At 61.9% G+C, this 24796-nt stretch carries 23 protein-coding genes; 9 read left to right on the top strand and 14 right to left on the bottom strand.

The features are described from left to right. The first annotated feature begins 489 nt into the window (after nucleotides 1-489). The 3 genes from ACS4RS_RS10645 (at nucleotide 490) to ACS4RS_RS10635 (ending at nucleotide 3227) form a co-directional block, all read left to right on the top strand. Nucleotides 490-1383: a LysR substrate-binding domain-containing protein gene (locus ACS4RS_RS10645; protein WP_439010986.1), complete on the top strand. Its 894-nt coding sequence runs from the start codon at nucleotides 490-492 to the stop codon at nucleotides 1381-1383. A gap of 132 nt (nucleotides 1384-1515) precedes the next feature. After that, nucleotides 1516-2157, top strand: coding sequence for a DUF1007 family protein (locus ACS4RS_RS10640; RefSeq protein ID WP_439010987.1), 642 nt, complete (start codon nucleotides 1516-1518; stop codon nucleotides 2155-2157). Next, complete coding sequence (locus ACS4RS_RS10635; RefSeq protein WP_439010988.1) at nucleotides 2151-3227, top strand: HoxN/HupN/NixA family nickel/cobalt transporter; 1077 nt, start codon at nucleotides 2151-2153, stop codon at nucleotides 3225-3227. The genes ACS4RS_RS10640 and ACS4RS_RS10635 overlap by 7 nt, the downstream gene beginning before the upstream one ends. A 2-nt stretch (nucleotides 3228-3229) precedes the next feature. On the opposite strand, the gene ACS4RS_RS10630 is transcribed toward ACS4RS_RS10635, so the two are convergent. The 4 genes from ACS4RS_RS10630 to ACS4RS_RS10615 all read right to left on the bottom strand — a co-directional run bounded on the left by ACS4RS_RS10630 (nucleotide 3230) and on the right by ACS4RS_RS10615 (nucleotide 5661). Further along, nucleotides 3230-3436 carry a hypothetical protein gene (locus ACS4RS_RS10630; protein WP_003590224.1) on the bottom strand — a complete coding sequence of 69 codons (207 nt, stop codon included), beginning with the start codon at nucleotides 3434-3436 and terminating at the stop codon, nucleotides 3230-3232. Then, nucleotides 3433-4128 (bottom strand): GNAT family N-acetyltransferase, encoded by a 696-nt coding sequence (locus ACS4RS_RS10625; protein ID WP_439010989.1) that lies wholly within the window; start codon nucleotides 4126-4128, stop codon nucleotides 3433-3435. Before ACS4RS_RS10625 ends, ACS4RS_RS10630 begins: the two co-directional genes overlap by 4 nt. A gap of 68 nt (nucleotides 4129-4196) precedes the next feature. Beyond that, nucleotides 4197-4916, bottom strand: a complete 720-nt coding sequence (locus ACS4RS_RS10620; protein ID WP_439010990.1) for a tellurite resistance TerB family protein — start codon at nucleotides 4914-4916, stop codon at nucleotides 4197-4199. A gap of 106 nt (nucleotides 4917-5022) precedes the next feature. Next, a complete protein-coding gene (locus ACS4RS_RS10615) occupies nucleotides 5023-5661 on the bottom strand; it encodes a 2-dehydro-3-deoxy-phosphogluconate aldolase (RefSeq protein ID WP_054184188.1) in 639 nt (212 codons plus the stop codon). A gap of 152 nt (nucleotides 5662-5813) precedes the next feature. On the opposite strand from ACS4RS_RS10615, the gene ACS4RS_RS10610 reads away from it, so the two are divergent. The 4 genes from ACS4RS_RS10610 to trhO all read left to right on the top strand — a co-directional run bounded on the left by ACS4RS_RS10610 (nucleotide 5814) and on the right by trhO (nucleotide 8595). Further along, a complete protein-coding gene (locus ACS4RS_RS10610; protein WP_439010991.1) occupies nucleotides 5814-6302 on the top strand; it encodes a CYTH domain-containing protein in 489 nt (162 codons plus the stop codon). Further along, entirely contained in the window at nucleotides 6280-7188 is a 909-nt protein-coding gene (locus ACS4RS_RS10605; protein WP_439010992.1) for a CHAD domain-containing protein, read from the top strand. Before ACS4RS_RS10610 ends, ACS4RS_RS10605 begins: the two co-directional genes overlap by 23 nt. Before the next feature lie 122 nt (nucleotides 7189-7310). Next, nucleotides 7311-7742, top strand: coding sequence for a VOC family protein (locus ACS4RS_RS10600; protein ID WP_439010993.1), 432 nt, complete (start codon nucleotides 7311-7313; stop codon nucleotides 7740-7742). Next, the gene (gene trhO / locus ACS4RS_RS10595) at nucleotides 7666-8595 is read left to right on the top strand and encodes an oxygen-dependent tRNA uridine(34) hydroxylase TrhO (protein ID WP_439010994.1); all 930 of its coding nucleotides are present in this window, start codon (nucleotides 7666-7668) and stop codon (nucleotides 8593-8595) included. Before ACS4RS_RS10600 ends, trhO begins: the two co-directional genes overlap by 77 nt. 52 nt (nucleotides 8596-8647) lie before the next feature. On the opposite strand, the gene ACS4RS_RS10590 is transcribed toward trhO, so the two are convergent. Then, nucleotides 8648-10861, bottom strand: coding sequence for an EAL domain-containing protein (locus ACS4RS_RS10590; RefSeq protein WP_439010995.1), 2214 nt, complete (start codon nucleotides 10859-10861; stop codon nucleotides 8648-8650). 135 nt (nucleotides 10862-10996) lie between these two features. Then, nucleotides 10997-12370 (bottom strand): GH1 family beta-glucosidase, encoded by a 1374-nt coding sequence (locus tag ACS4RS_RS10585; protein WP_439010996.1) that lies wholly within the window; start codon nucleotides 12368-12370, stop codon nucleotides 10997-10999. Nucleotides 12371-12606: 236 nt separating this feature from the next. Between ACS4RS_RS10585 and ACS4RS_RS10580 the strand changes: the two genes are divergently transcribed. Further along, nucleotides 12607-13008 (top strand): DoxX family membrane protein, encoded by a 402-nt coding sequence (locus ACS4RS_RS10580; RefSeq protein ID WP_439010997.1) that lies wholly within the window; start codon nucleotides 12607-12609, stop codon nucleotides 13006-13008. A 76-nt stretch (nucleotides 13009-13084) separates the two neighbouring features. Here the strand turns inward: ACS4RS_RS10580 and ACS4RS_RS10575 are convergent, their stop codons facing one another. The 5 genes from ACS4RS_RS10575 to ACS4RS_RS10555 form a co-directional block, all read right to left on the bottom strand. Beyond that, complete coding sequence (locus ACS4RS_RS10575; RefSeq protein WP_439010998.1) at nucleotides 13085-14272, bottom strand: Gfo/Idh/MocA family protein; 1188 nt, start codon at nucleotides 14270-14272, stop codon at nucleotides 13085-13087. 198 nt (nucleotides 14273-14470) lie between these two features. After that, nucleotides 14471-15523 (bottom strand): sugar phosphate isomerase/epimerase family protein, encoded by a 1053-nt coding sequence (locus tag ACS4RS_RS10570; protein WP_007631836.1) that lies wholly within the window; start codon nucleotides 15521-15523, stop codon nucleotides 14471-14473. A gap of 247 nt (nucleotides 15524-15770) precedes the next feature. Continuing rightward, a complete protein-coding gene (locus tag ACS4RS_RS10565; RefSeq protein WP_003590207.1) occupies nucleotides 15771-16718 on the bottom strand; it encodes a substrate-binding domain-containing protein in 948 nt (315 codons plus the stop codon). A 99-nt stretch (nucleotides 16719-16817) separates the two neighbouring features. Further along, a complete protein-coding gene (locus ACS4RS_RS10560; protein WP_439010999.1) occupies nucleotides 16818-17822 on the bottom strand; it encodes an ABC transporter permease subunit in 1005 nt (334 codons plus the stop codon). 59 nt (nucleotides 17823-17881) lie between these two features. Next, complete coding sequence (locus tag ACS4RS_RS10555; RefSeq protein WP_439011000.1) at nucleotides 17882-19408, bottom strand: ATP-binding cassette domain-containing protein; 1527 nt, start codon at nucleotides 19406-19408, stop codon at nucleotides 17882-17884. Between the two features lie 272 nt (nucleotides 19409-19680). On the opposite strand from ACS4RS_RS10555, the gene ACS4RS_RS10550 reads away from it, so the two are divergent. After that, nucleotides 19681-20712, top strand: coding sequence for a substrate-binding domain-containing protein (locus ACS4RS_RS10550; protein WP_439011001.1), 1032 nt, complete (start codon nucleotides 19681-19683; stop codon nucleotides 20710-20712). 49 nt (nucleotides 20713-20761) lie between these two features. Here ACS4RS_RS10550 and xylA read toward each other — a convergent pair whose 3' ends face one another. The 3 genes from xylA to ACS4RS_RS10535 all read right to left on the bottom strand — a co-directional run bounded on the left by xylA (nucleotide 20762) and on the right by ACS4RS_RS10535 (nucleotide 24750). Then, nucleotides 20762-22072 (bottom strand): xylose isomerase, encoded by a 1311-nt coding sequence (xylA, locus tag ACS4RS_RS10545; protein ID WP_439011002.1) that lies wholly within the window; start codon nucleotides 22070-22072, stop codon nucleotides 20762-20764. Between the two features lie 181 nt (nucleotides 22073-22253). After that, nucleotides 22254-23708, bottom strand: a complete 1455-nt coding sequence (xylB, locus tag ACS4RS_RS10540) for a xylulokinase (protein ID WP_439011003.1) — start codon at nucleotides 23706-23708, stop codon at nucleotides 22254-22256. 19 nt (nucleotides 23709-23727) lie between these two features. Beyond that, nucleotides 23728-24750 carry a substrate-binding domain-containing protein gene (locus ACS4RS_RS10535; protein WP_439011004.1) on the bottom strand — a complete coding sequence of 341 codons (1023 nt, stop codon included), beginning with the start codon at nucleotides 24748-24750 and terminating at the stop codon, nucleotides 23728-23730. Nucleotides 24751-24796 lie beyond the last annotated feature (46 nt).

Below are 24796 nucleotides of genomic sequence, written 5' to 3'. Positions count from 1 at the left end.
GGAGGACAAAGGGCATACGAGAACTCGCATTGGAACCAGCCGGTGGAGACCCCGGAACCATAGCAAGCGCTCGATGCGCGGATAGTGAACCAACGCCGCTATGCGGTGTAAGTTCGGCTTTGTCTGCCATGGATTGGAGGGAGAATCCCAACCGCACTTCCGGCAATGATGGTGTGCCTCTTCAGTAACCCCCGCTGATGGAAAGCAGGGAGAGAACAAAAAGGCCCGCACCGTCGTTGCTTCAGGCGTCCTCGCATTTTCCGGTTGGCCGAAATAGCGACTGGAGGGGTTAATTCCAGGTACCTTACCGATTTCCTCACCAATTCGAGGGTTCGGCGGACACCCATGGGCACGTGCGACTTTGGGCTGAGGTGGAAATAAGAATATTCGCCTTCACAATCAAGCGTTTTTTTGATCTCGGGGTCAAAAAAATAATTGAACAGGAGGAACCGATTTGTTCAACATTCCGAAACAGTTTAAGGGATGGCCATGGATACCTTGACCCGCATACGCGCCTTCATCGATGTCGTCGAGGCCGAAGGCTTTTCCGCCGCCGCCAGGCGCACCGGCCGCTCCAAGGCGCTGCTCTCCAAATATGTGCGCGAATTGGAAGATGAACTCGGGGCCCTGCTGCTCAACCGCACCACCCGGCAGTTCTCCATGACCGAAGCCGGCCACACCTATTACCGCAGCGCCTCGGATATCCTCAAGGAGATCGACAACCTTGCCGACCTCGTGCGCGAAAACAATGCGCAGTTGAAGGGACGGCTGCGCATATCCGTGCCCCGCACTTTCGTCGATGCCGATGTCGGCCAGTCGCTGATCGATTTCTCCAGGGAGAACCCGGATCTTTCGCTGGAGATCGCCGCCGACGACCGGTTTGTCGATCTGATCGAGGAAGGCTTCGACGTGGCGATTCGCATCAGCAAGCTCGAAGATTCCGGCATGATCGCCCGCAAAATCTCCGATTTTCGCGTCCATCTCTGCGCCACCCCCGATTTTCTCGAACGCCATCCCGATCTTGCCCATCCGAGCGACATTTCCAACGTTCCCTTCATCGTCGATACCAATTCGCGCACCCAGGCGAGCATCCGCTTCCACAATCCCGACAACACCTCATTCACCGTCGCCGTCTCCGGGCCGATAGAGGTCAACAGTCCGCATGCGACTTTGCGCGCGGCCCTCGCCGGCATCGGCATCGCCCTCATCCCTGACTTCATCGCCCACAAGCCGATCGAGAGCGGCGAGTTGGTGACGCTGTTCAACGATTATCTCCCGACCGACCGCGGCATCTATGCCGTCTATCCGCACCGCCGCTACCTGCCGGCCAAGGTGAGGATCTTCGTCGATTATCTCAACAACTGGTTCAAGAAACATCCGTAGCGCCGCTCTTGCGGCTGCGACATCGCGCCCCGCGCCAACCCGCGGCTCTTTGAATCCAGTGCGGAATCCGGTCCCAATTCCGTCCCAATTTCTGGCAAGAAGTCAGGGTCACCGAACAGGGCAGCGGAACAAATGAGATATTCGACGATACTGATGGCCGCGCTTGTTTCGCTGGCGCCGGGCGCCGCCCTTGCCCATCCCCACATTTTCGTGGAGGCCCGCCTCGAGGTGGTGGCCGGCAAGGATGGCAGTGTCGAGGAATTGCGCAATGTCTGGCGCTTCGATGAGGTTTTCTCCTCCTCGGTCGTCATGGATTTCGACAAGAACACCGATCTGAAGCTGGAGCCGAACGAACTCGCCGAGGTCGGAAAAACGGTGAAACAGTCGCTTGCCGACTATGATTACTATATGAACCTGACGATCGACGGGAAGAACGTCACCGTCCAGAAGCCCGACATCATCCACGTCGACTATAAGGACGGCCAGCTGCTGATGTTCTTCGCGGTCAAACCGGTGGAGAAGATGCCGCTGAAAGGCAGGCTCAGCTTCGGCGTCTACGACCCGACGCTCTATACCTCGATCGACTTTCCCACCGACAACGAACTGGCAATCGTCGGCGACGGCTTCAAGGCCTGCAAACATCAGGTGGTGCGGCCGGATGCCGACCAGGTGATCTCGCAGAACAAGCAGTCGCTGACCGACGCCTTCTTCAACGATCCCACCGGCACCAACATGTCCAAACTCTTCGCCACCCGGCTGGAGGTCACATGCTGACGAAACGCCTGCCCCTCATCCTTTCCGCCGCCGCCATGACGCTCCTGACGGCGGCAAGCCTTGCCCATGCGCAATCGCCGCTCGGCATCGGCACGGCGGAGCCGAGCTTTCAGCCGACCGGCGGGCCGCTCGCGCCGCTCTTGCTCTATGTGAACTACGAGCAGCAGGCATTCTACCGGGCGCTGACCGATGCCTTGAAGGCGATGCGCCAGGACCCGTGGCAGTTGGCCTCGCTGATCGGCCTCTCCTTCGCCTATGGCGTCTTCCATGCCGCCGGCCCCGGTCACGGCAAGGCGGTCATCTCCTCCTACATGATCGCCAACGAGATCGAGTTGAAGCGCGGCGTGGTGATTTCCTTCATCTCGGCCTTCATCCAGGGCGTGGTGGCGGTGGCGCTGGTCGGCGGCGCCTGGCTGGTGCTGCGCGGCACCGGCATCACGCTGACGGCAGCGACCCATGCGATGGAGATCGCAAGCTTCGTCATGGTCATCCTGTTCGGCGGCTGGCTGCTGTTTCGCAAGCTGCGCTCGATGGTGGGCAGTATGCCGCGCCGGCGGCTGATGGCGACCTCAGCCGGCCCGGTCAGCATGATGCTCGACTGGAAGGACAATGCCGCCGAACGCCAGGCCTATGCCTTCAACGGCAAGGCGCAGGCGGTGGAGTCCGGCCATACCTTCGTTCCCGGCATGGCCTGCGAGACCTGCGGCAATGCCCATGTGCCGGATCCCGCCTTGCTTGCCGGCGACAGGTTCAGCGCCCGCGAGGCCTGGTCGGCGATCGTCGCCGTCGGCCTTCGCCCCTGCTCCGGCGCCTTGCTGGTCATGACCTTCTCGCTGCTGAATGGGCTCTATCTCGGCGGCGTGCTGTCAGTTGCCGCCATGTCGCTCGGCACCGCGATCACCGTTTCCCTGCTGGCCACCCTTGCCGTCACCGCCAAGAGTGCCGCCGTCCGCCTGTCCGGGCGTGGCTCAACCGCCTCGGTCTGGATCGGCAACGCCATCGAAATCCTCGGCGCCGTGCTGGTTATCGTGATGGGGGCCCTGCTGCTCGCAGCGTCGCTGCAGGGGTAGCTCTACTTCCCTTTGCTGCGCTGATAGCGCGCCCGCAGCCAGAAGACCGCGAAAAACGCCATGATCAGGCAGACTCCGACGGCGATCCCGAGCACCGGCGAGAAATTGCCGATCCATAAAACGATGGTCGGCAGGAAATAGAGGACGAGGCCGGCGCCAAGCAAGATGATGGCGGCGGCGATTGCCTGCGAGCGGCTCTCGGGGCTCACGCGAGCCTTTCCTTTTCCAGATCGGTGCGAATATCCTGAAGACGGCGGATCTGATTGCCGGCGGCATCGAAATTCTCCGGCGAAAGCCAGGCCTCGAAGGCATCGTTGAGCAGCGGCCATTCGGCGTCGATCATCGAGAACCAGGCGGTGTCGCGGTTGCGGTGCTTGGCGATCATGTGCTGGCGGAAGACCCCTTCGAAGCTGAAGCCGTAACGCGCCGCCGTCGTCTTGCTCGCCTCGTTCTTATTGTCGCACTTCCATTCGTAGCGGCGGTAGCCGAGCTCCTCGAAAACGTGCTTGGCCATCAGGTAATGCGCTTCGGTGGAAAGCGGCGAACGCTTCATCTCCGCACCATGCGCCACCCCACCGATCTCGACGACGCCGTTCGCCGGGTCGGCGCGCATATAGTTCGCCATCCCGACAATCTTGCCGGTGGCGTTGTCGCGGAAGATATGGGTGAGCCAGCCGGACTTGGTGTAGACATTTTCCAGCCAGTTCGCGAAATCCTCGATCCCGGAAAAATCGTCCTGCGCGAAATAGAGAAGCAGTGGGTTTATGCCCATGCCGCCAAGCCCGTCCCACAGCGCCTCGAGATGTTCGGCGCGCCGATAAGGTTCGACGGTGACGAAACGGCCCTTCAGCGTCACCGGCTTCGGCGCCGGGCAGCCCTTGAAATTTGCTAGATCGCGCATGTTCACTCCCCTTGTCCAGGAGTGGAGTGGATAGGCCAGCCGTCTGACAAAGGCAACCGGCCTGGATGTCACTGTGACAAGGTAACCTTAGCAGAAGACACCGTCGCCTCGATATGATCGACCAGCTGATCGGCAAGGCCGAGCCTCCCGGCAAGCAGATCGAGATAACCGCGCTCGGCGCGAGAATCCGGCTCGATGGTAAGCCGAGAAGCGGTGTAGAGTTCAACGCGCTGTTCTTCCGTCGTCGCGGCGGCCACAAGCGAGTCGATATCCGTCGGCGAAGCGAGTTCGCGTTCAATGAAGGCCGCAGCCTCGCCGCTGACATCGGCAGCCTTGACCTTGTCCATGATGAGGGCCCGTTCGGCATCGTCAATATGGCCATCGGCCTTGGCGGCGGCGATCATCGCGCGGATCAGCACCAGCACGAACTCATTGCTGCCGGCCGGCGACGCCGGCCCGAAGCCGGATTCGACAGGCGGCGGCAGGAGAACCGGATTGTTCGCCGAGGGTGCATCCGAAGGGGCGGCAGGCGCCTGCCCCGCCTGGTAATTTTTGTAGGCCTGGTAGCCGAGGCCGGCAATGGCGGCAAGGCCGCCGACCGCCAGTGCATTGCCGGCAATGCCGCGGCCGGTCTTGGTGCCGAGAAGCACTGCGGCGATCGCACCGGTGGCCAGAGGATTGTTCCTGGCCGCCTGCACAGCGTCGCCCGCCCTGTCGCGAACCGAACCGCCGAGACCCGGCACCTGCGAACCCAAGAACTGGTCGAGAAGCTTCTTCGCGTCGAACATTCCTCGTCGTCTCCCTGTTAGCTGGAGGACTACATAGGTTTGTGACGGCTCGAATACAAACAGAGGAGCGAGAATTGTGCCGTAAGGCTCATCCCCTGCCTCAAACTCAGGCCTTCAGCGCCGCGGCCTCTGCTGCGAGCCTGGTGATCCCCGCCCAGTCGCCGGCTGCGACCAGTTCCTTCGGCGCCACCCAGGAGCCGCCAACGCAGATGACATTCGGCAGCGACAGATAATCATTGGCATTCTTCAGCGAAATGCCACCGGTCGGGCAGAACAGCGTGCCGGCAAGCGGCGAGGAGAGCGCCTTGAGCAGAGCGGCGCCACCGGCCTGCTCTGCCGGGAAGAACTTCAGCACCTGATAGCCTTCTTCGCGCAAAGCCATGACCTCGCTGGCGGTCGCAGCACCGGGAAGCAGCGGCACATCGGAATCGGCAGCCGCATCGAGCAGTTCCTGCGTCGTGCCCGGGCTGACGATGAATTTCGAACCGGCCTCGACGGCGGCTTCCCAATGGGCGGCGTTCAGGATCGTGCCGGCACCGACTTCGGCGCCCTCGACCTCGGCGGCGACGGCGCGAACGGCATCGAGTGCCGCCGGCGTGCGCATGGTGATCTCGATCGCCTTCAAACCGCCAGCGACAAGCGCGCGGGCCAGCAGTACGGCCGACTTGGCGTCGTCGACGATCAGGACCGGAACGACAGGCTGGAGTTTCAGGATGGAAAGGAGCTTCTCTGTTTTCTCGCCCATGGCCGTGCGACTTCCTTGAAACGATTGAATTCGACCCCGAATAACGTCCTAATGTAACCTTGTCGAGATAAAACCAATTCATACGACAGGGCGGGTATGAAATCTTCGGAAAGTGGGCTACCGTGCGGCATCGTCACAAAAGGTTCACCGGTATGGCGAAAGAGATCGAGCGGAAATTCCTCGTACGAAGCGATGGATGGCGTTCCGCCGTCGAGACGAAGTCTGCCCTGAAACAGGGCTATATCGCCTCGATGGACGATCGTTCCGTCCGGGTGCGCATCCTCGATGGCAGGAAGGCCAGACTGACGATCAAGATCGGCCGCAGCGCCATCACCCGTGACGAATTCGAATACGACATCCCGATCGCCGATGCCGAGGAACTGTTGCAGACCGCGATCGGCATCGTCATCGAGAAGACGCGTTACCGCGTTCCGCATGAGGGTTTCGTCTGGGAGGTCGACGTCTTTGCCGGCGAACATCGCGGGCTGGTGATTGCCGAGGTCGAGATGACGGCAGAGACCGACGATCCAGCCCTACCCGCCTGGCTCGGCCGCGAAGTGACCGGCGATTTCCGCTATTCCAACCAGGCCCTTGCCACCGAATACGGGCACGACAGGCATGGCCTATCGCATTCGGCCTAAGGCCGATTTCACCAGCGAATTCCGGAGCGCCGCGAAAGAGCAGCTGGACGATGCGATCGCACTGATCGAAGAACAGCCGGACGGCGCCCATGAAGCGATCCATTCCTTCCGCAAGAATCTGAAACGGTTGCGCTCGCTCTACCGGCTCGTGGCCCGCGAGGCGCCGGATTTCCAGGATCGCGAAAATGCCAGGCTGCGCGATGCCGCCCGTTCGCTGTCGGCGATCCGCGATGCCAACGCTCTCATCGGCACGGCGCAATATCTGCAGCGCACTGCCCGCGAGAAAGAAGAGAGCGAGGCACTCAGCCGCATCATCACCGTGCTCGAAGGCCGCCGTGACTGGATGGCGCAGGCCGAAAGCGGCCTCAAACAGCGCTTGGCGGAAACCACCCACGATCTGAAGGAGGCGGCCGCCGCCCTGGATGGGGTTTCGTTCAATGGCGGCCACCGGAAGAATGCCCGCAAGCTGGCGAAGAGCTGGCGCCGCACCGCACGAAAGGCGAAGGCAGCACTTGCCGCCTGCCATGGCGAGGCATCTGCCGACGACTTCCACAAGCTGCGCAAACGCACCTACGACTATCGACTCTATCATAGCCTGTTGCGCGATGTCTGGCCCGGGGCGATGAAGGCAAAGCGCGATGCGGCTAAGGAACTCGTCGAGGATCTCGGCCATATCCATGATCTTGCCGTGCTCTCCGAACTGGTCGAGGCCGAGCCGCAGCTCTTCACCCGCAATGACGACCTGGCTCATCTGCTCGACGCCATCATCTTCCGCCAGCAGGAAGACCGGCGGCAAGCGCTTGTCAAAGCCGAAACCGTCTTCGCCGATGATCCCGACGAGGAAGCACAGCGCATCGAGCTTCTCTGGCTGACGGCCGGGAGTTGAGGCGGCCTCACTATGGCGCCAGCGCCTCTGAAATATTTCAGCAAAACCTATTGACCTCAACTAATGTTGAGGTCCTAGCCTCCGGCGGTCGATAAGCACAGACCTGTTCCCGCGAGGAAGAAATGACCGCTGGAAATACCGCGATGCCAAAGCTGCTCGGGCTCTACGAGACCCATCTGACCGTTGCCGATCTCCAGACCTCTACGGACTTCTACCGCGATGTTGTTGGGCTCGAACCGGCGGCCTCCTTCGAGGAGCGCAAAGTCGCTTTCCTCTGGGTGGACGACAAAAAGACCGGCATGCTCGGCCTTTGGGAAACCGGAACCGGCCCCCTGAAGATGCGGCTGCACATTGCCTTCCGGATGACCGCCGCCGGCGTGCTGCAGGCGCCCGCCCTGCTCAAGGAGAAGGGGGTCGAGCCTCTCGCGACCGGTGAAGGCAATTGCGCGAGCCGCCGATTTTCTGTATTTCCGCCCCATGACCGACAGCCTGACACACACCAGCCCGTTCCTCGTGGCCGCACTCTACCATTTCGTTTCCGTGCCGCGCTTTGAGAACCTACAGGCGCCGCTGCAGACGCTGTGTGAGCAGAGCGGCGTCAAGGGAACGCTGCTTCTGGCGCATGAGGGCATCAACGGCACGATCGCCGGCCCGGATGCCGGTATTGCCGCCATGCTTTCCTTCCTGCGGGCCCAGCCGGAGTTTTCCGGCCTGGAGCACAAGGAAAGCCGCGCCTCGAAAATGCCTTTCCTGCGCATGAAGGTGAAGCTGAAAAAGGAAATCGTCACCATGGGTGTCGAGGATATTGACCCCAACAAGGTGGTGGGCACCTATGTGGCGCCGCAGGACTGGAACGCGCTGATTTCCGATCCCGATACGATCGTCATCGACACCCGCAACGATTACGAAACGGCAATCGGCACCTTTCGCGGCGCGCTCGACCCGAAGACGAAGACCTTCCGCGAATTTCCCGATTGGGTGCGTCAAAATTCCGGCCTGCACAACAAGCCCAAGATCGCCATGTACTGCACAGGCGGCATACGCTGCGAGAAGGCCACCGCCTTCATGAAGGCCGAGGGCTTCGACGAAGTCTATCATCTGAAGGGCGGCATCCTGAAATATCTCGAAGAAGTGCCGCAGGAGGACAGCCTCTGGGACGGCGCCTGCTTCGTCTTCGACGAGCGCGTCTCCGTCGAGCATGGGCTGAAGGAAGGCGAACACCGGCTGTGCCATGCTTGCCGCAACCCGATTACCGCAGAAGAGATCACCTCGCCGCTCTACGAGGAAGGCGTTTCCTGCAGCCATTGCTACGACACCCGCACCGAAGAGGATCGGCTGCGCTACCGTCAGCGGCAGCACCAGATCGCCCTCGCCAGGAAACGCGGCCAGCGGCATATCGGCAGCTGAGTCAGTACCCTTTCCGGATCAGCCGCATTTTAGGAAAATCTCCCAGCGCCGGTCAGGCCGCGCCGAGACGGCGCCGGCCTTCCGGCTCGGCTGCATGCCGCGCGTGCAGCATCTCGGTGATCAGATCGGCCGTCATCGGTTTTCCGAACAGATAACCCTGCAGGCAATCGCAGCCGAAGAGGCGCATGGCAATTGCCTGCTCCTCGGTCTCGATGCCCTCGGCTGTCACCGGAATGTCGAGAGAGCGGGCAAGCGCCACCGTCGCCTGCAGCATCTCGCGCTGGCGCTTGTCCTCATTGACCCCCATGACCAGCGAACGGTCGATCTTGATCCGGTCGAAGCCGAACTGCCTGAGATAACCGATCGACGAGAAGCCGGAGCCGAAATCGTCGAGCGCCACCTTGACCCCCAGCGCCTTCAACCGTTCGATCGACTGGCGGGTGCGCTGCGGATTCTGGATCATGTAGCCTTCGGTGATCTCGAGCGTGATGCGGCCGGCCTCGACCTCCGTCTGCTTCAGCACGTAGCGCACATAATCGGCGAAAGCGGGATTGCGGAACTGGCCGGGCGAGACGTTGACCGAAACGTTGAGTTCCGGCCATTGCTTGGCTGTCTCGCAGGCCTTGCGCAGCACGAACAGGCCGAGCGATTCGATGAGGCCGCTGGTTTCGGCGATTGGGATGAACACCTCAGGCGAGATAGGGCCATGACCCGGACGATTCCAGCGCACCAGCGCCTCGACGCCGGTCGGCGCATAGGAGGCCGCATCGATCAGCGGCTGGTAGGCGAGCGTCAGATCGCCGCTTTCGATGGCCATCCTGAGATCGAGTTCCAGCGCATTGCGCTGCTCCCGGTCGGCATCCATCGACGGATCGTAAAGCGTCATGCGCGCACGGCCGGCTTCCTTCGCCTTGTACATGGCAAGGTCGGAGCGGCGCACCAGTTCCTCGCGCCCGATCGTGCCGGCAGGCGACATGGCGATGCCGATGCTGGCCCCGACAACGACGACGCGGCGACCGATCTCCAGCGGCTCGACCAGAAAATCGAGGATCTGCTCGGCAAGTTGCAGGGCCGCGGCATTCTCGCCGTCCGAGAGAAAGGCGATTGCAAATTCATCGCCGCCGATGCGAGCGAGAACCGCGCCTTGCGGAATAAGCACGTCGAGACCGGCCGCGACCGCGCGGATCAACTGATCGCCGGTGCCGTGGCCATAACTGTCATTGACTTCCTTGAAGCCGTCGAGGTCGAGATAGAGGAGCAGCACGTTGCGTTTGGTCTGGCGCGCCTCGACGACGAAACGGTCGACGGCAAGCCCCAGACCGTCGCGATTGGAAAGCCCGCTCAGCCGGTCGCGCAACGTCTCCTCGCGGGCGCTGTTTTCATCGGCCTTCAGCCGGCGGCCGGCAAACCAGCCGATGACCAGCAGCACCACGAAGAACAGCCCGACAAGGCCGAGCGCCTGCAGGACCATCGGCCGCACCTGTGCGTAGCCGACATCACCCGGCGAACGCGAAGTCCAAACGAGCTTTTGAAGCGTTGCCCCCGTCGGATCGATGATCGGCACAAAATAATCGGCCTCGAAGCTCGCCGGCGCCAGCCTCAACCCGCCGATGACATAGGTCTGGCCGAGCGCGGTCACCCGGTCATTGTCGAGATGACGGGCGAAGACGAGATAGCGGTGCTGGCCGGCAGGCGCATCCAGCGCCCCGGATTTTTTCCGCACCAGGGCGACGCCGACAGCGGCAACACCCCGCTTGGTGTTGACGAAGCCGACCGCTTGGGGAGTCCCGGCCGGGTCGGCCGCCTTCGCCGTCTCGAACAGGGTCCAGAGCGACGGCGCGAAGAAATCCGCAAGCGGCTCCTCCATCGGCTTGCCGTCGCGATAGGCCATGATCGGCTTCTTGCCGTCGTCGACGACGATCGCCATGTCGAAAAGCGAGCTGTTGACCGACATCTCGCCGTAATTGCTGACGGTCCAGGCCATGCCGTCGGGCGAGTAGACGTTGACGGCGGCATCGTCCCAGGCAGCGTAATCGTCGAGCGTCGCGCCGAGCTGGTCCTCGAAAGTCTTCAACGCTCCGATCGTCGTTTCGCGCGAGCGCTCGTCATCGAGGAGATTGGCATTTTCGGCCACGCGCTCGAGCGCCGTCAGCACCATGACGGTGACAATTGCGACGATGACGGCAAAGGAGAAAAGCACGCCCGTAACGGTGATGTGACGGCCTACTCCCAAACCCTTGCGCTGCGATTTTCCGGCTGTCTGCATCACGACTCCCTGACCGTCCGACTTTGCCAGCCAAGAGTTCAAAAACGTTTAAGCAACCACCTGTTGAAGATTTGCGAGCGCCTATTTTTTGCCTGCCGATGCAGAAAATTAGGGAGGCAACGTCAGCCGTTTCACCTAAGCCGCCTTGTGATTGCCCTTCGGGAATTGTGCTGCGAGTTCGCGATACCACTGGCCGCTCTTCTTCACCGTGCGCAACTGGGTCTGATAATCGACATGGACGAGGCCGAAGCGCATGCGATAGCCCTCCGCCCATTCGAAATTGTCCATCAGGCTCCAGGCGAAATAGCCGCGCATGGGATAACCGTCCTTGATGAGATCGGCCACGACATCGAGATGGTCGCCGAGATAATCGAGACGCATGGTGTCGTCGACTTCGCCGTCAACGACACCGGTGTTGTCGCAGGCGCCGTTCTCGGTGATGTAGCATTCCGGCAGTTCGTAGCGGCGGTAGAGGTCCTCGACCAGCAGCTTCAATCCCGGCGCATAGACTTCCCAGCCGATATCGGTTTTGACGTCGCTTGCCGGCGGCGCTTTCACCGTCCAGGGGAAATCGCCGTTGCGTTCGGCATCGTCAGTGACGCGCTCGGGCGTGTAGTAATTCAGACCCCACCAGTCGAGTTTCTGGCTGATCAGCGTCATGTCGCCGTCCTCGATGACAGGCATGCGGTCGCCCAGCACCTCGACGAATTCCTTCGGATATTCGCCCTTGAAGACGGGATCGAAGAAGGCGCCGTTGTGGAACTGATGCGCCCGTTCGGCGGCGGCAAGATCGGCAGGGCTGTCGTAACCGGGGATGATCGAGGCGGCGTTGAGCACGAGCCCGACAGGCACATCAGGGGCTTCCGAGCGGATCGCCTCGACGCCGAGACCGTGGGCGAGGTTCATGTAATGCATGGCGTGAAGGGCGGCCTGCATATTGCGCTCGCCCGGCGCATGGATGCCGTAGAGATGGCTCAGCCAGACGATGCACCAGGGCTCGTTGAAGGTCGCGACGGCGTCGAGACGATCACCAAGCCTGTTCATCACCGTCTTGGCGTAGCGCTGAAAGGCATAGGCGGTCGAGCGCGCCGTCCAGCCGCCGTCGCCGGCTAGCAGCAGAGGCAGGTCCCAATGATAGAGCGTCGCAAAGGTCTTGATCCCGCGCGCCTTGCAGCCGTCGACAAGGCGGTCGTAGAAATCGAGCCCGGCTTCGTTCACCGCACCGGTGCCGTCGGGGATGATGCGCGGCCAGGCAATCGAGAAGCGGTACGCTTCGACACCCATTTCCTTGATGAGATCGAGATCCTGCTCCAGCCGGTTGTAGTGGTCGCAGGCGACGTCGCCATTATCGCGATTATAGACCCGGCCGGGCATATTGCAGAAGGCATCCCAGATGGATGGCTTGCGCCCGTCGGCCTTGCCGGCCCCTTCGATCTGGAAGGCGGCGGTGGCAACGCCGAAGGTGAAATCGCCGGGAAGGCGGCTTGCAAGCGTCTTCGCATCGATCATCTGTAAATCCCATTTCTCAGCGTGTGAATGGATCGTCCGGGCTCGGATTTAGCCAAGCCGGAAAGCAAAGTACAGGCCCGGGAGTGGAAAAACTGCAACGTTACAGGAGGTACACGAATGGGCGGCGACTGCCCTCATAACGCGAATGTCAGCAGTCGTGACTTGCTGTCGAACCGGCGATCGCGGACACAGCCACGACATCGCAAACAGGACATCGCAAACATGAAAGGAATCCGATGCTGTCTTCGATCCATCTGCTGCAGCCCCATCTGCTGAGCCTGCTGCGCATCGTCTCGTCACTTGTGCTGTTCAGCTACGGAACGCAGAAGATCCTGCATTTCCCGGCGGCGGCCAGCGTTCCGCCCGCGGGCTCGCTCTCCTGGATTGCCGGGCTGATCGAACTGACCCTCGGCTTCCTGGTTCTGGTCGGATTCCAGACCCGGATCGCAGCCTTCGTGCTCTCGGGCCTGATGGCCTTTGCCTATTTCATAGGGCATGCCTCGAAGGGCATCTATCCCGCGCAGAACGGCGGCGTCGCGGCTATCCTGTTCTGCTTCGTGTTTCTGTATCTGGTGGCGGCAGGCGCCGGGCCGGTCAGCGTCGATAACCTGCTGAAGCGCAGCCGCACTGCTGCCTGATCATTACAAACAAAACGCCGAGGCGACCTTTAAGCCCGCCTCGGCATTTTTCATTGGGCGACGCGGATCGGTAAATTCAGACCTTGATCCATGCGCCGTTCTTTTTGGAGGACGCGACGCAAGCCTCGACGAAGGCCACACCCTTCACGCCGTCGTCGACTGTTGGATAGACGACCGCCTTGTCGACGGCCTTGCCCTTCTTGCGGGCATTGATCGCATGCGCGGCTTCCGTATAGATCGTCGCAAAGGCCTCGAGATAACCCTCCGGATGCCCGGACGGCACGCGCGAGACGCGGCCGGCAGCCGCGCCCGAACCGGCGCCGCCCCGGGTGATCAGCCGCTTCGGCTCGCCGAACGGCGTGTACCACAGGTAGTTCGGATCCTTCTGGGTCCATTCCAGTCCGCCCTTGCTGCCGTAGACGCGGACCATCAGGCCGTTTTCATGGCCGGGCGCCACCTGGCTGCACCAGAGCATGCCCTTAGCCGGCTTCTCCGAGCCCTTTGCCTTGAAACGCAGCATGACATGCGCGTTGTCATCCAGCCGGCGGCCGGGAACGAAGCTGTCGAGATCGGCGGCGAGGCTGTCGAGCTCCAGGCCTGATATGAAGGAGGCGAGATTATACGCATGCGTGCCGATATCGCCAGTCGAGCCACCGACGCCGGATTGCGCCGGATCGGTGCGCCAGGCGGCCTGCTTCTGGCCGGTCTGCTCGACCGCCTCGGTCAGCCAGTCCTGCGGATATTCGGCTTGAACGACTCTTATATCGCCGAGTTCGCCGTTCGCGATCATTTCGCGCGCCTGGCGGACCATCGGATAACCGGTGTAATTATGCGTCAGCACGAAGAGCGCGCCGCTCTCGTCGGCAATTTTCTTCAGTTTCTTCGCATCGGCAAGGTTCGATGTCAGCGGCTTGTCGCAGATGACATGGATGCCGCGCTTCAGGAACTCCTTGGCGGCGTCGTAATGCACGTGGTTCGGCGTGACGATCGCCACCGCCTCGATGCCGTTCTTCAGCTTCGCCTCGCGGATCGCCATCTCGCGGTAGCTGGAATAGGTCCGCGACGGATCAAGGCCGAGATCGCGGCCCGACTGAACCGCCTTTTCAGGCGTCGACGACAGCGCGCCGGCGATGAGATCGTACTGATCGTCGATGCGTGCCGCGATACGGTGCACCGCACCGATAAACGCGCCGGCGCCGCCGCCAACCATGCCGAGCCGGATGCGCGGCTCGCGGGTCTGTTCCGATGATGCTTCGATTGCCATTCTGTCCTCCTGAAATTCAAAACTTGGTGCGGCTACGCCCCTCATCCGGCTGCCGCCACCTTCTCCCCGTAAACGGGGCGAAGGGGATATGCCGCGACCTCTCCGCTCCCACGGCCTCTCGCAGGACACGTCCCCTCTCCCCGTTTTTACGGGGAGAGGGTTAGGGTGAGGGGCAAACGTCGCGGCACGCCCTATGTCTTAGAGCCCCAGCATCCGCCGGTTCGCTGCCTGATCGGTACCGCTGCCGGCGAAATCGTCGAAGGCTTTCTCGGTGACGCGGATGATATGGGCAGCGACGAATTCGGCCCCTTCGCGAGCGCCGTCTTCCGGATGTTTCAACGCGCATTCCCATTCGACGACGGCCCAGCCGTCGAAATTATTGGCCGTCATCTTCGAGAACACCGCGCCGAAATCGACCTGGCCGTCGCCGAGCGAGCGGAAGCGGCCGGCCCGTTCCACCCAGCCCTGATAGCCGCCATAGACGCCTTGGCGTCCGGTCGGGTTGAACTCCGCATCCTTGACGTGGAACATCTTGATGCGGTCCTTGTAGATGTCGATGTTGTCGAGATAATCGAGGCACTGCAGCACATAGTGCGAGGGATCGTAGAGCATATTGGCACGCGGATGGTTCTTCACGCGCTCCAGGAACATCTCGAAGGTGATGCCGTCATGCAGGTCTTCACCCGGGTGGATTTCGTAGCAGACGTCGATGCCGTTCTCATCCGCATGGTTGAGGATCGGCGTCCAGCGGCGGGCAAGTTCGTCGAAGGCTGTTTCGACCAGGCCGGCGGGACGCTGCGGCCAGGGATAGATGAAGGGCCAGGCGAGCGCGCCAGAGAAGGTCGCGTGCGCCTTGAGGCCCAGGTTCTTCGATGCCGTCAGCGCCATCTTGACCTGCTCGACCGCCCATTCCTGGCGCGCCTTGGGATTGCCGCGCACCTCGGGGGCTGCGAACCCGTCGAAGGCTTCGTCATAGGCCGGATGAACGGCGACGAGCTGACCCTGCAGATGGGTGGAGAGTTCGGTGATCTCGATGCCGTTTTCGCGGGCCTTGCCGGCGAATTCGTCGCAATAATCCTTGGAGGTCGCAGCCTTCTTCAGATCGATCAGCTGGCCAGCCCAGGTCGGCACCTGGACGCCTTTGTAACCGATGTCGGCCGCCCATTTGGTGATCGCGTCCCAGGAATTGAAAGGCGCGGCATCGCCCGCGAACTGGCCAAGGAAAAGGCCGGGGCCCTTGATCGTCTTCATGTCAGATTCCTCCCTGAATATCGACCGTAAACGTTTCTGAAGTGTTGTAGCACGCAATTTGGCGGGCGCAAGGCGCCTCCTCGCCCTCAGCTCGCGTTTTGGCGCAAGCCCGAATGGTATCGGCTGCGAGCTAATCATGACGGGCTTTGGCGGGCAAGAGGTACGTGCAGCATTTTCAGCTGGTTAATGTATGGAAGCATAAAATGCGCCCATCCTTTCGAATGGGCGCATGTCGTCAGCCGATGGATCAGAACGGAGAATCCGGGAAGTAGAAGTCCTTGGCATTGTCCTTGGTGACGAGCGTCGCGTCGAGGATATAGCTACCGTGAACCGGGACCTGATCGTAGAGGGCAGCGGCTGTCAGTTCCATGGCCGTGCCGACCATTGCCGGCGGATAGAGAACGTCGACCGGGATCATCTTGTCGCCGTCCATGACCTTCTTGACCATGTCCTTGGAGCCGGCGCCGGCGACGACATATTTGATGTCGGTGCGCTTGGCCTGCTCGATCGCCTGCAGAACGCCGACGGCCATGTCGTCGTCCTGGCACCAGACGACGTCGATCTTCTGGTACTTGGTCAGGTAGTCCTGCATGACCTTGAAGGCATCGTCGCGGTTCCAGTTGCCGTACTGGCGGTCGAGAACCTTGACCTTCGAGCCGGCAATGCCCTTGTCGAAGCCGTCCTGGCGCTGCTGGTCGATCGGGATCGGCAGACCGCGGATAATCACCACTTCGGCATCCGGCGTGGTGTCCTTGATGTACTTGCCGGCGACTTCGCCGAGCGCCGGATTGTTGCCGGCAACATAGAGGTCGCGCACGGAGTTATCGTTGCTCGACGGCGCACGGTCGACGAGAGCGACGAACTTGCCCTTGCCCTTGACTTCCTTGATGGCGTTGACGAGCGGATCGGGATCCGACGGCAGGATGACCAGGGCGTCGATGCCCTGCGTGTCGAGATCCTGCACGGCGTTTGCCTGGCTGGCAGCGTCCGGCGAGGTTTTGACGATGACGTTGAGACCGGGATGTTCGGCCATCAGCAGCTTGGCGACACGTTCGGCATGGAAGACCACGCCCGACGTCCAGCCGTGGTCGGCGGCCGGAATGGACACACCGATGGTGAATTTCTTGTCCTCGGCGTGAGCGGCGCCGGCGAACGTCACCGCCGCAACCGCCAGGCCCAACATCAATTTACGCATGCCATTTCCTCCCAATAATTTCAGGGACTTTTCCATACAGGACCGGACGCCCTGTAAGCCCGGTCAATCCTAAGCCCGATCAATCCAAACCGGAGCAATTCATGATTTGCGCACCAGCGAGCGCTGGACGAACATGGCGATGATGATGATCGCACCCTGGATGGCGCCGATCAGATACTCGCTGATAAAATTCGAAAGCAGCATGATGTTGCCGACGAGTTCGAGAATGAAGGCGCCGCAGATCGTGCCCCAGACCCTGCCGGCACCGCCCTTCAGTGCCGTGCCGCCGACCACGACCGCCGTGATCGCCTGCAGTTCCCACAGGATGCCTGTCGTCGCCGAGGTCGAGCCGAGACGCGGAACATAGAGCAGCACCGCAATGGCGACGCACAGGCCCTGGATGACGAAGGCGATCGTCCTGACGCGATTGACCGCGATGCCGGAATAGCGGGCGACATCGCTGTTCGATCCGACAGCAACGACGTGGCGCCCATAGCGGGTGCGGTAGAGGATGAACGCCGCAACCGCCGTCACCGCCAGGATCACCACGATCGGGATCGGCACGCCGGCAATCGCGCCGAAATAAGCGGGACGATAGAGCGTCTGGATATCGGCGGAGCGAAGCGTGATCGCGCCGCCCTGCGACAGCCATGTCGTCAGGCCGCGATAGATGCCCATCGTGCCGAGCGTCGCGATGAAAGGCTCGATCTTGCCAACCGTGGTGATCAGGCCGTTCGCCAGGCCGCAAAGCGCGCCGGCGACCAGCGTGAAGACGACTGCGACCGTCAGCATCAGTGCGGGGTTTTCGATGGCGCCTGAATTCATCAGCAGGATCATCAAGCTGGCGACGAAGGCAACCATCGAACCCACCGACAGGTCGAGATCACCGGCCGAGATCACGAAAGTCGCGCCGACCGCGATGATGGCGATGAAGGCGCTGCGCGTCGCCACATTGGCAAGGTTGGTGATGCCGATGAAATTGGGATTGACCAGAGCTCCGACGATCAGAAGCAGCGCCAGGGCGACGAAAGGCGCGACCGCACGCAGATCGACATCCCGCCAGGATCGGCGCCGGATTTCCCTGGTCTCCTCGTTGACACTCATTTCCAAAACCAACCTCCCGCCCCGTTCTTTCTGGGCATCTTATCTGTCCGCTTCGGCCCTCAGGCTGCCGCTTTCCTCTTCAGTCCGGCGGCGTAACGCATGATCTCCTGCTCGGAGATCTCGTCTCCTTCGAGCACGCCGACAATATGCCCTTCACGCATCACCACGACCCGCGTGCAGAGCCCGATGACCTCGGGCATCTCCGACGAGACGATGATGATCGACCGGCCGTCCCGGGCCAGCGCCGAGATGAAATGATAGATCTGCTGTTTGGTGCCGACATCGATGCCACGCGTCGGCTCGTCGATGATGATGATGTCGGGCTCGGTCTCCATGACCTTAGCGAGCAGCAGCTTCTGCTGGTTTCCGCCCGACATCCGGCCAGCGACGATATTGCCGTCGCGAACCCGGATGTCGAAGCGCCGCTTGGCTTTTGCCATCGCGGCCGCTTCGCTGCCGGGGCTGAGATAACCTCGGCGAGAATGCCTTCCGAGCGATTGCAGCGTCAGATTGGTGACCATGCCGGAACGCAGCAGCAGGCCCTTCGACTTGCGGTCCTTGGTCATATAGGCTAGGCCGCAGCGATTGGCGGCATGAACGTCGCCGGAGGGAACGGCTGCGCCTTTGATCACCACCTCGCCCTCGAGACGAGTCCGCAACCCGGCGATCGCTTCCATCAGCTCGGTGCGGCCGGAGCCGATCATGCCGGAAAAGCCGATGATCTCGCCCTTGCGCACCTCGAAACTCGCATCTTTGACATAGCCCGTCGACACCGAGGCGACGCTCAAGACGACCTCCTCGTCGACATCCGGCTCGACCTTGGCGGGATAAAGGCTGGAGAGTTCGCGGCCGACCATCAGCTGCGCGATCGATTCCCCGTCCAGAATGGATGTCGGCGACGTCTTGATCCATTGGCCGTCGCGCAGCACCGTGACACGATCGGTCAATTCCATCACTTCATCGAGCTTATGCGAAACGAAGACGAAGCTGGTGCCCTGATCGCGCAGCTTGCGGACCTGCTTGAACAGCATATTGGTCTCTTCCCGCGACAAGACGGCTGTCGGCTCATCCATGAACACGACCCGCGCGTCGCGGCTGATGGCCTTGGCGATTTCGACCATCTGCTTGTCGGCGATGGACAGCGTGCTGATCAGCGCATTCTCATCGACATGCGAACCGAGCACATCGAGAACCTTGCGTGTCTCCGAGCGCATATATTTGCGGTCGAGCATACCGAAGCGCGTGACTTCGCGTCCGAGGAAGAGGCTCTCCGTCACGGTCAGATGTTCGGCGAGGTTGAATTCCTGGTGAATGATGACGATGCCGAGCGCCTCGGCGGCGCCGTTGGGCGGCAGAACGACGGGCTTGCCGTCAAGCAGGATCTCGCCGGAACTCGGCTGCTCGAAACCGGACAACACCTTAACGAGCGTGGATTTGCCAGCGCCGTTTTCACCCATCAACGCATGGATTTCGCCGGCGCGGAGATCGAAATTGACGCTGAAAAGCACCTGCACGCCGGTGAAGGATTTGCATATACGCCTGGCGGACAGCACCACGGGTGCGGTGTCGGCGATCTCCACGGTCATTATGCCCTCCCCCAAGAGCGCCTTGCATCCGGCAGAACCTGCCGGCGCCGCTCCATCACCTTGAACTAGCGCACATTCCCATTCTGAAAACCGTTTGCTGTTTTCGGGTGCTGTGCGCTGCGGCTCCCGTCCGCTTTGACGTTTATGTAAACCTTTACATCAGGCATGTAAAGGTTTACATGGTGGATTTACGCAGATCCGTTGAAGCCTGCCTTTGACCTGTCGACAAGTCTGTGTAGTGTCGCGGCGAAGACAGCCCAAGGCAGAGCTCAGTGTCGAATTCCACGCCCGCAACAATCGAAGACGTCGCCCGGATCGCCGAGGTCTCCATCGCGACGGTGTCCCGGGCAATCCATATGCCGGAGAAGGTCGCCAACTCCACCAGACTCAAGGTCAACCAGGCGATCGCCGTCACCGGCTACACCACCAATGCCATGGCTCGCAGCCTAAGGCTCGGCCGCTCCAACATGATCCTCGTGGTGGCGCCCGACATCGGCGACCCCAATTTCTCCAACATCCTCGTCGGGCTGGAAAACGAGGCGCGCGCGCACGGCTACGGCATTCTGATCGGCCACACGCAGAACGACGCCCAGCGCGGGCTCGAATATCTGAAATTCTTGAATTCCAACCAGGCTGCCGGGCTGATCCTGTTCACCGGCATCCTGCCCTTTGGGCATCAGACGATGACGGCGCGGCTGCCGCCGAGTGTGGGCGTTTTCGAGCCCGTCTTCAACGGCGGCATTCCCTATGTCGGCGTCGACGATACCGAGGGGGCGCGAAAGGCGGTGGACCTGCTGTTGGCCGAAGGCCATCGCAAGATCGCCTTCATCGGCGATTCGCGCACCCGGCTTGCCTATATCAGGCGCCGCATGGGCTACGATGCCGGTCTCGATGCCGCCGGCATCCCGCCCGATCTGAGGATCGTGCTTGAAGGCGACGGCACGATCGAAAGCGGCCGGCATGCGGTCGAACAGCTTTTCATGCGCGACACACTTCCCACCGCCTTCATGTGCGTGAACGACCAGACGGCGATCGGCGTCATGATCGGCCTCGGCGCGCGCGGCTACGACATTCCGCGCGATTTCTCGGTGACGGGTTTCGACGACGTGCCGCAGGCCGTCTTCATATCCCCACCGCTGACGACGATCCGCCAGCCGCGAACGGCGATCGGCAAACAGGCGATGGCGCTGCTGCTGGAGCTCCTGTCCGATGGCCGGCCGACCGAGACGGAAATCCTGCTGCGGCCGGATCTGGTGGTTCGAAACTCCGTCTCCGCACCATCGCGCAACTGGTTGAAGCGCTGAACAGAGATATAGCCGGCCACCGGCGGCCGATGACCGCCGGCACGCTTGATCAGACGTAACGGTTGACGACGTTTTCGAGCAGTTCCTGCTTGCCGGATCTCGGCTGCGGGTTGACGTCCTTGGTCTCGACCCAGCTCGTGATCTCATCCAGCGAATATTCGCCGCGGAAAAGCTTCTGCGCTTCAGCCGTTTCCCAGCCGGCATAACGATCGGCGAGCGGCTGCGACAGAGCCTTGTCCTCGATCATCCTGGCAGCGGCCTTCAGGCCGCGGGCGCAGCAATCCATGCCGCCGATATGACCGATCAGCAGATCCGCCGGGTCGAGCGACTGGCGACGAAGTTTCGAGTCGAAGTTGGTCCCGCCGGTCTTGAAGCCGCCGCCTGCCAGAACGTGGTAGTAGGCGAGCGCCATTTCGGGAACATTGTTCGGGAACTGGTCGGTATCCCAGCCGGACTGGTAGTCGTTGCGGTTCATGTCGATCGAGCCGAAGATGCCAAGCGCATTGGCAAGCGCCAGCTCGTGCTCGAAGGAGTGGCCGGCCAGGATCGCATGGCCCTGCTCGATATTGAGCTTCACTTCGTTTTCGAGGCCGTGCTTCTTGAGGAAGCCGTAGACGGTCGCGACGTCGTAATCATACTGGTGCTTGGTCGGCTCCTGCGGCTTCGGCTCGATCAGGATAGTGCCCTTGTAGCCGATCTTGTGCTTGTATTCGACGACGAGGTTGAGGAAGCGCCCGAGCTGGTCGAGCTCCCGCTTGAGATCGGTATTGAGCAGCGTCTCGTAGCCTTCGCGGCCGCCCCAGAGGACGTAGTTCTCACCGCCAAGCTTCTGCGTCGCGTCGATGCAGGTCTTCACGGTCGCGGCTGCGAAAGCGAAGACATCGGGATCCGGGTTGGTCGCAGCACCCGACATATAGCGGCGATTGGAAAAGAGGTTCGCCGTGCCCCAGAGCAGCTTGGTGCCGGTCGCGGCCTGCTTTTCGGCGAAGTAGTCGACAATCTCATTGAGGTTTTTGGTGTTCTCGGCGAAATTTTTGCCCTCCGGACGCACGTCGGCATCATGGAAGCAGTAATAGGGCGAGCCGAGCAGCGAGAAGAATTCGAAGGCGACGTCAGCCTTGAGCTTGGCAGCCTTCATCGTGTCCTCGAACCAGGGACGCAGGAAGGTCTGGCCGCCGAAGGGGTCGCCACCCGGCCAGGTGAAGGTGTGCCAATAGGCCACCGCAAAGCGCAGATGGTCTTCCATGCGCTTGCCCATGACGATCTCGTCCGGCTGGTAGTAACGGAAGGCCAGCGGATTGGTGCTGTCAGGGCCTTCGTATTTCACTTTTTGGATATCGCCGAAAAATCCGGTGCTCATATTGGGTCTCCTTGGGGTTCGTAATTCAGTCTTATCGTTTGTGCCATCCGGCCCCTCATCCGACCCTTCGGGCCACCTTCTCCCCGAGGGGAGAAGAGGAATGAGGCGCCGCTGCGAGTCTCTTCTCCCCAGCGGGGAGAAGGTGCCGGCAGGCGGATGAGGGGGCCGCTGGCTCCAGTTCTCAATGCGTCAGCGACTTGACCGCCGGATAAACTGCGCGGTAGCGGGTGTAGGCATCCTCGTAAGCGCCGCTCAGCGCCGACACCGGCTCGATTGTGCCTGATGTCACCGGCGGCGTGCAGACGGCAATCGGATCGGCACCCGTCGCGGCAATCAGGCCGAGGCGTGCGGCGCCGAAGGCCGCGCCGAAATCGCCGTCGGCGGGCAGGTCGACCGGAACGCCGAGCGCGGTCGCGATCGACGCCAGCCAGTAATGCGAGCGCGAACCGCCGCCGATCGCCGTGACGCGCGAGATGCCGGTGCCGGCCGAACGCAGCGCTTCGAGATTATCGCGGATGGCAAAGGCCACACCTTCGAGCACCGCCTGGGTGAGAACGGCACGACTGCTTTCATGTTCGAGGCCGATGAAGGCGCCGCGGATGACGGCATCATTGTGCGGCGTGCGCTCGCCGGAAAGATAGGGCAGGAAGGTGACGCCGGTCGGCGCCTTCAACGTCTCGCCGAGTTCGCCGGTGAGATCGGCCGCCGACTTGCCGGTCACCCCGGAATGCCAGTTGAGTGCATCGGTGGCCGAGAGGATGACGCCCATCTGGTGCCAGGTATTCGGCAGCGCGTGGCAGAAGGCATGCACAGCACTTTCCGGCTTCGGCAGATAGGAGCCGTTGGCGGCAAAAAGCACGCCCGACGTGCCGAGCGAGACGAAGGCGGCGCCATCGCTGACCGTGCCCATGCCGCAGGCCGAGGCGGCATTGTCGCCAGCGCCGCCAGCCACGACGACATTGCCGGATATGCCCCATTGCGCCGCCAGTTCTGCCCGTAGCTGACCAGCCTGCGCGGTGCCTTCGACAAGCGCCGGCATCTGCTCCTCGGAAAGATTGGTGGCGGCGAGCAGTTCGGACGACCAAGCGCGCTTGCCGGTGTCGAGCCAGGAGGTGCCGGCCGAATCCGACATTTCGGAGATATAGTCGCCGGTCAGCCAGAGACGCAGATAATCCTTCGGCAGCAGCACCTTGGCGATCCCGCCGAAAACATCGGGCTCATGCTTCTCGACCCAAGCGAGCTTCGGCGCCGTGAAGCCGGGGAAGACGATGTTGCCGGTCAGCGCGCGGAAGCGCGGATCGGCATCGAGGGCTAAAGCCTCGACGTGGCTGCGCGTGTCGTTCCAGAGGATGCAGGGGCGCAGCACCTTGTCGGCGGCATCGATGAGCGTCGCCCCGTGCATCTGGCCGGAAAGGCCGATGCCCTTGACCGCTGCAAGCTCTTTCGGATGTTTCGCCTTCAGTCCGGCGACAGCCTCTTCGGTGGCGCGCACCCAGTGGGACGGCTCCTGCTCCGACCAGCCGGAATGCGGACGCGAGACATCAAGCGAACCATTGGCCGAGCCGACGATCTTCTGATCGCCATCGATCAGCATCGCCTTGACGCCGGAGGTTCCGAGATCGAGACCGAGATACATGGGGTATTCTCCTTTGCCGTTACGGCAGATTGTCTTTCAGGAATATGTCGAGGCGGATGCGCTCCTGCGCTGCGATGACGGCAAGGCCGTCCGCCTTGGCTTTCAATATGCGGATGGCGCTGCGCACTTCATGGCCGGCGTCCTGGTTGAGGATGGCATCGATCGTGTTGTCGATGAGCGCTGCGCGCGTATGGGCGGTCAGTTCGTGGGCAATCACCGTCAGCGTCCGGTCGACGGCCTTCTCCTTCAGCGCCCGGATGAGGCCACGATTGCCGGCGCCGAGGCTGTAGATGCCGACGATGCCCGTATTTCCGAGCGCATCGGCAACGAGCCTATGGGCGACCTCGGGGTCGTCGCGGCCTTCGAGAACCGGCAGGATCGCAAGATCGGGAAATTCTTCAGCCATCACAGCGGCAAAACCTTCCAGCCGCTCGCGATGGTCGCGCACCAGCATGGAGCCGGCGAGCACGGCGATCTCACCCTTTCGCGGCCCGAGAAAGCGGCCGAGCAGACGGGCCGCCGTCCGGCCGGCCGCGATATTATCGACGCCGGCATAATGATGGCGAAGCGATCCGGTGAGATCGGAAACCAGGGTGACGATGGGAAAGCGCTCGCGCACCAGTCTGTCGACGACGGCGCGCACCTCAGGCGCATCGGTCGCGACCATCGCAATGCCGCACGGTTTTTCGCGGGCAAGCCCTTCGAGCACCGAAACGAGGGCGGCCGGATCGAAGGCCGGGACCTCGACAATGCGGATATCGGTGCGCTCGGCCGGCGAGCGGAGAACGGCCTGGCGGATCTCCGCATTCAGCCCATGCATGAAGGAATTGTCGCTTGCCGGCAGGATGAAGACCAGCGGATAGGTGCGCCCCTTGGCGAGATTGGCGGCGGCGACGTCCCTGATATAACCGAGGTCGCGGATTGCGGTCTCGACCTTCTCCCGCGTGACGTGACGCACACCCGGGCGCTGGTTGAGAACCCGGTCGACAGTCGCAAGACTGACCCCGGCGACGGCGGCGATATCGTGAACTGTTGGCCTCATCATTCCTCCTGCCGAGACCATTAGCGCCAAATTTGATGTACGTAAA

Origin of the sequence: Rhizobium sp. F40D2 (assembly GCF_051810745.2) — a bacterium.
Taxonomy (GTDB): domain Bacteria; phylum Pseudomonadota; class Alphaproteobacteria; order Rhizobiales; family Rhizobiaceae; genus Rhizobium.
Note: the sequence above shows the minus strand (reverse complement) of the source record. Positions and strands in the feature narration are given on the sequence as shown.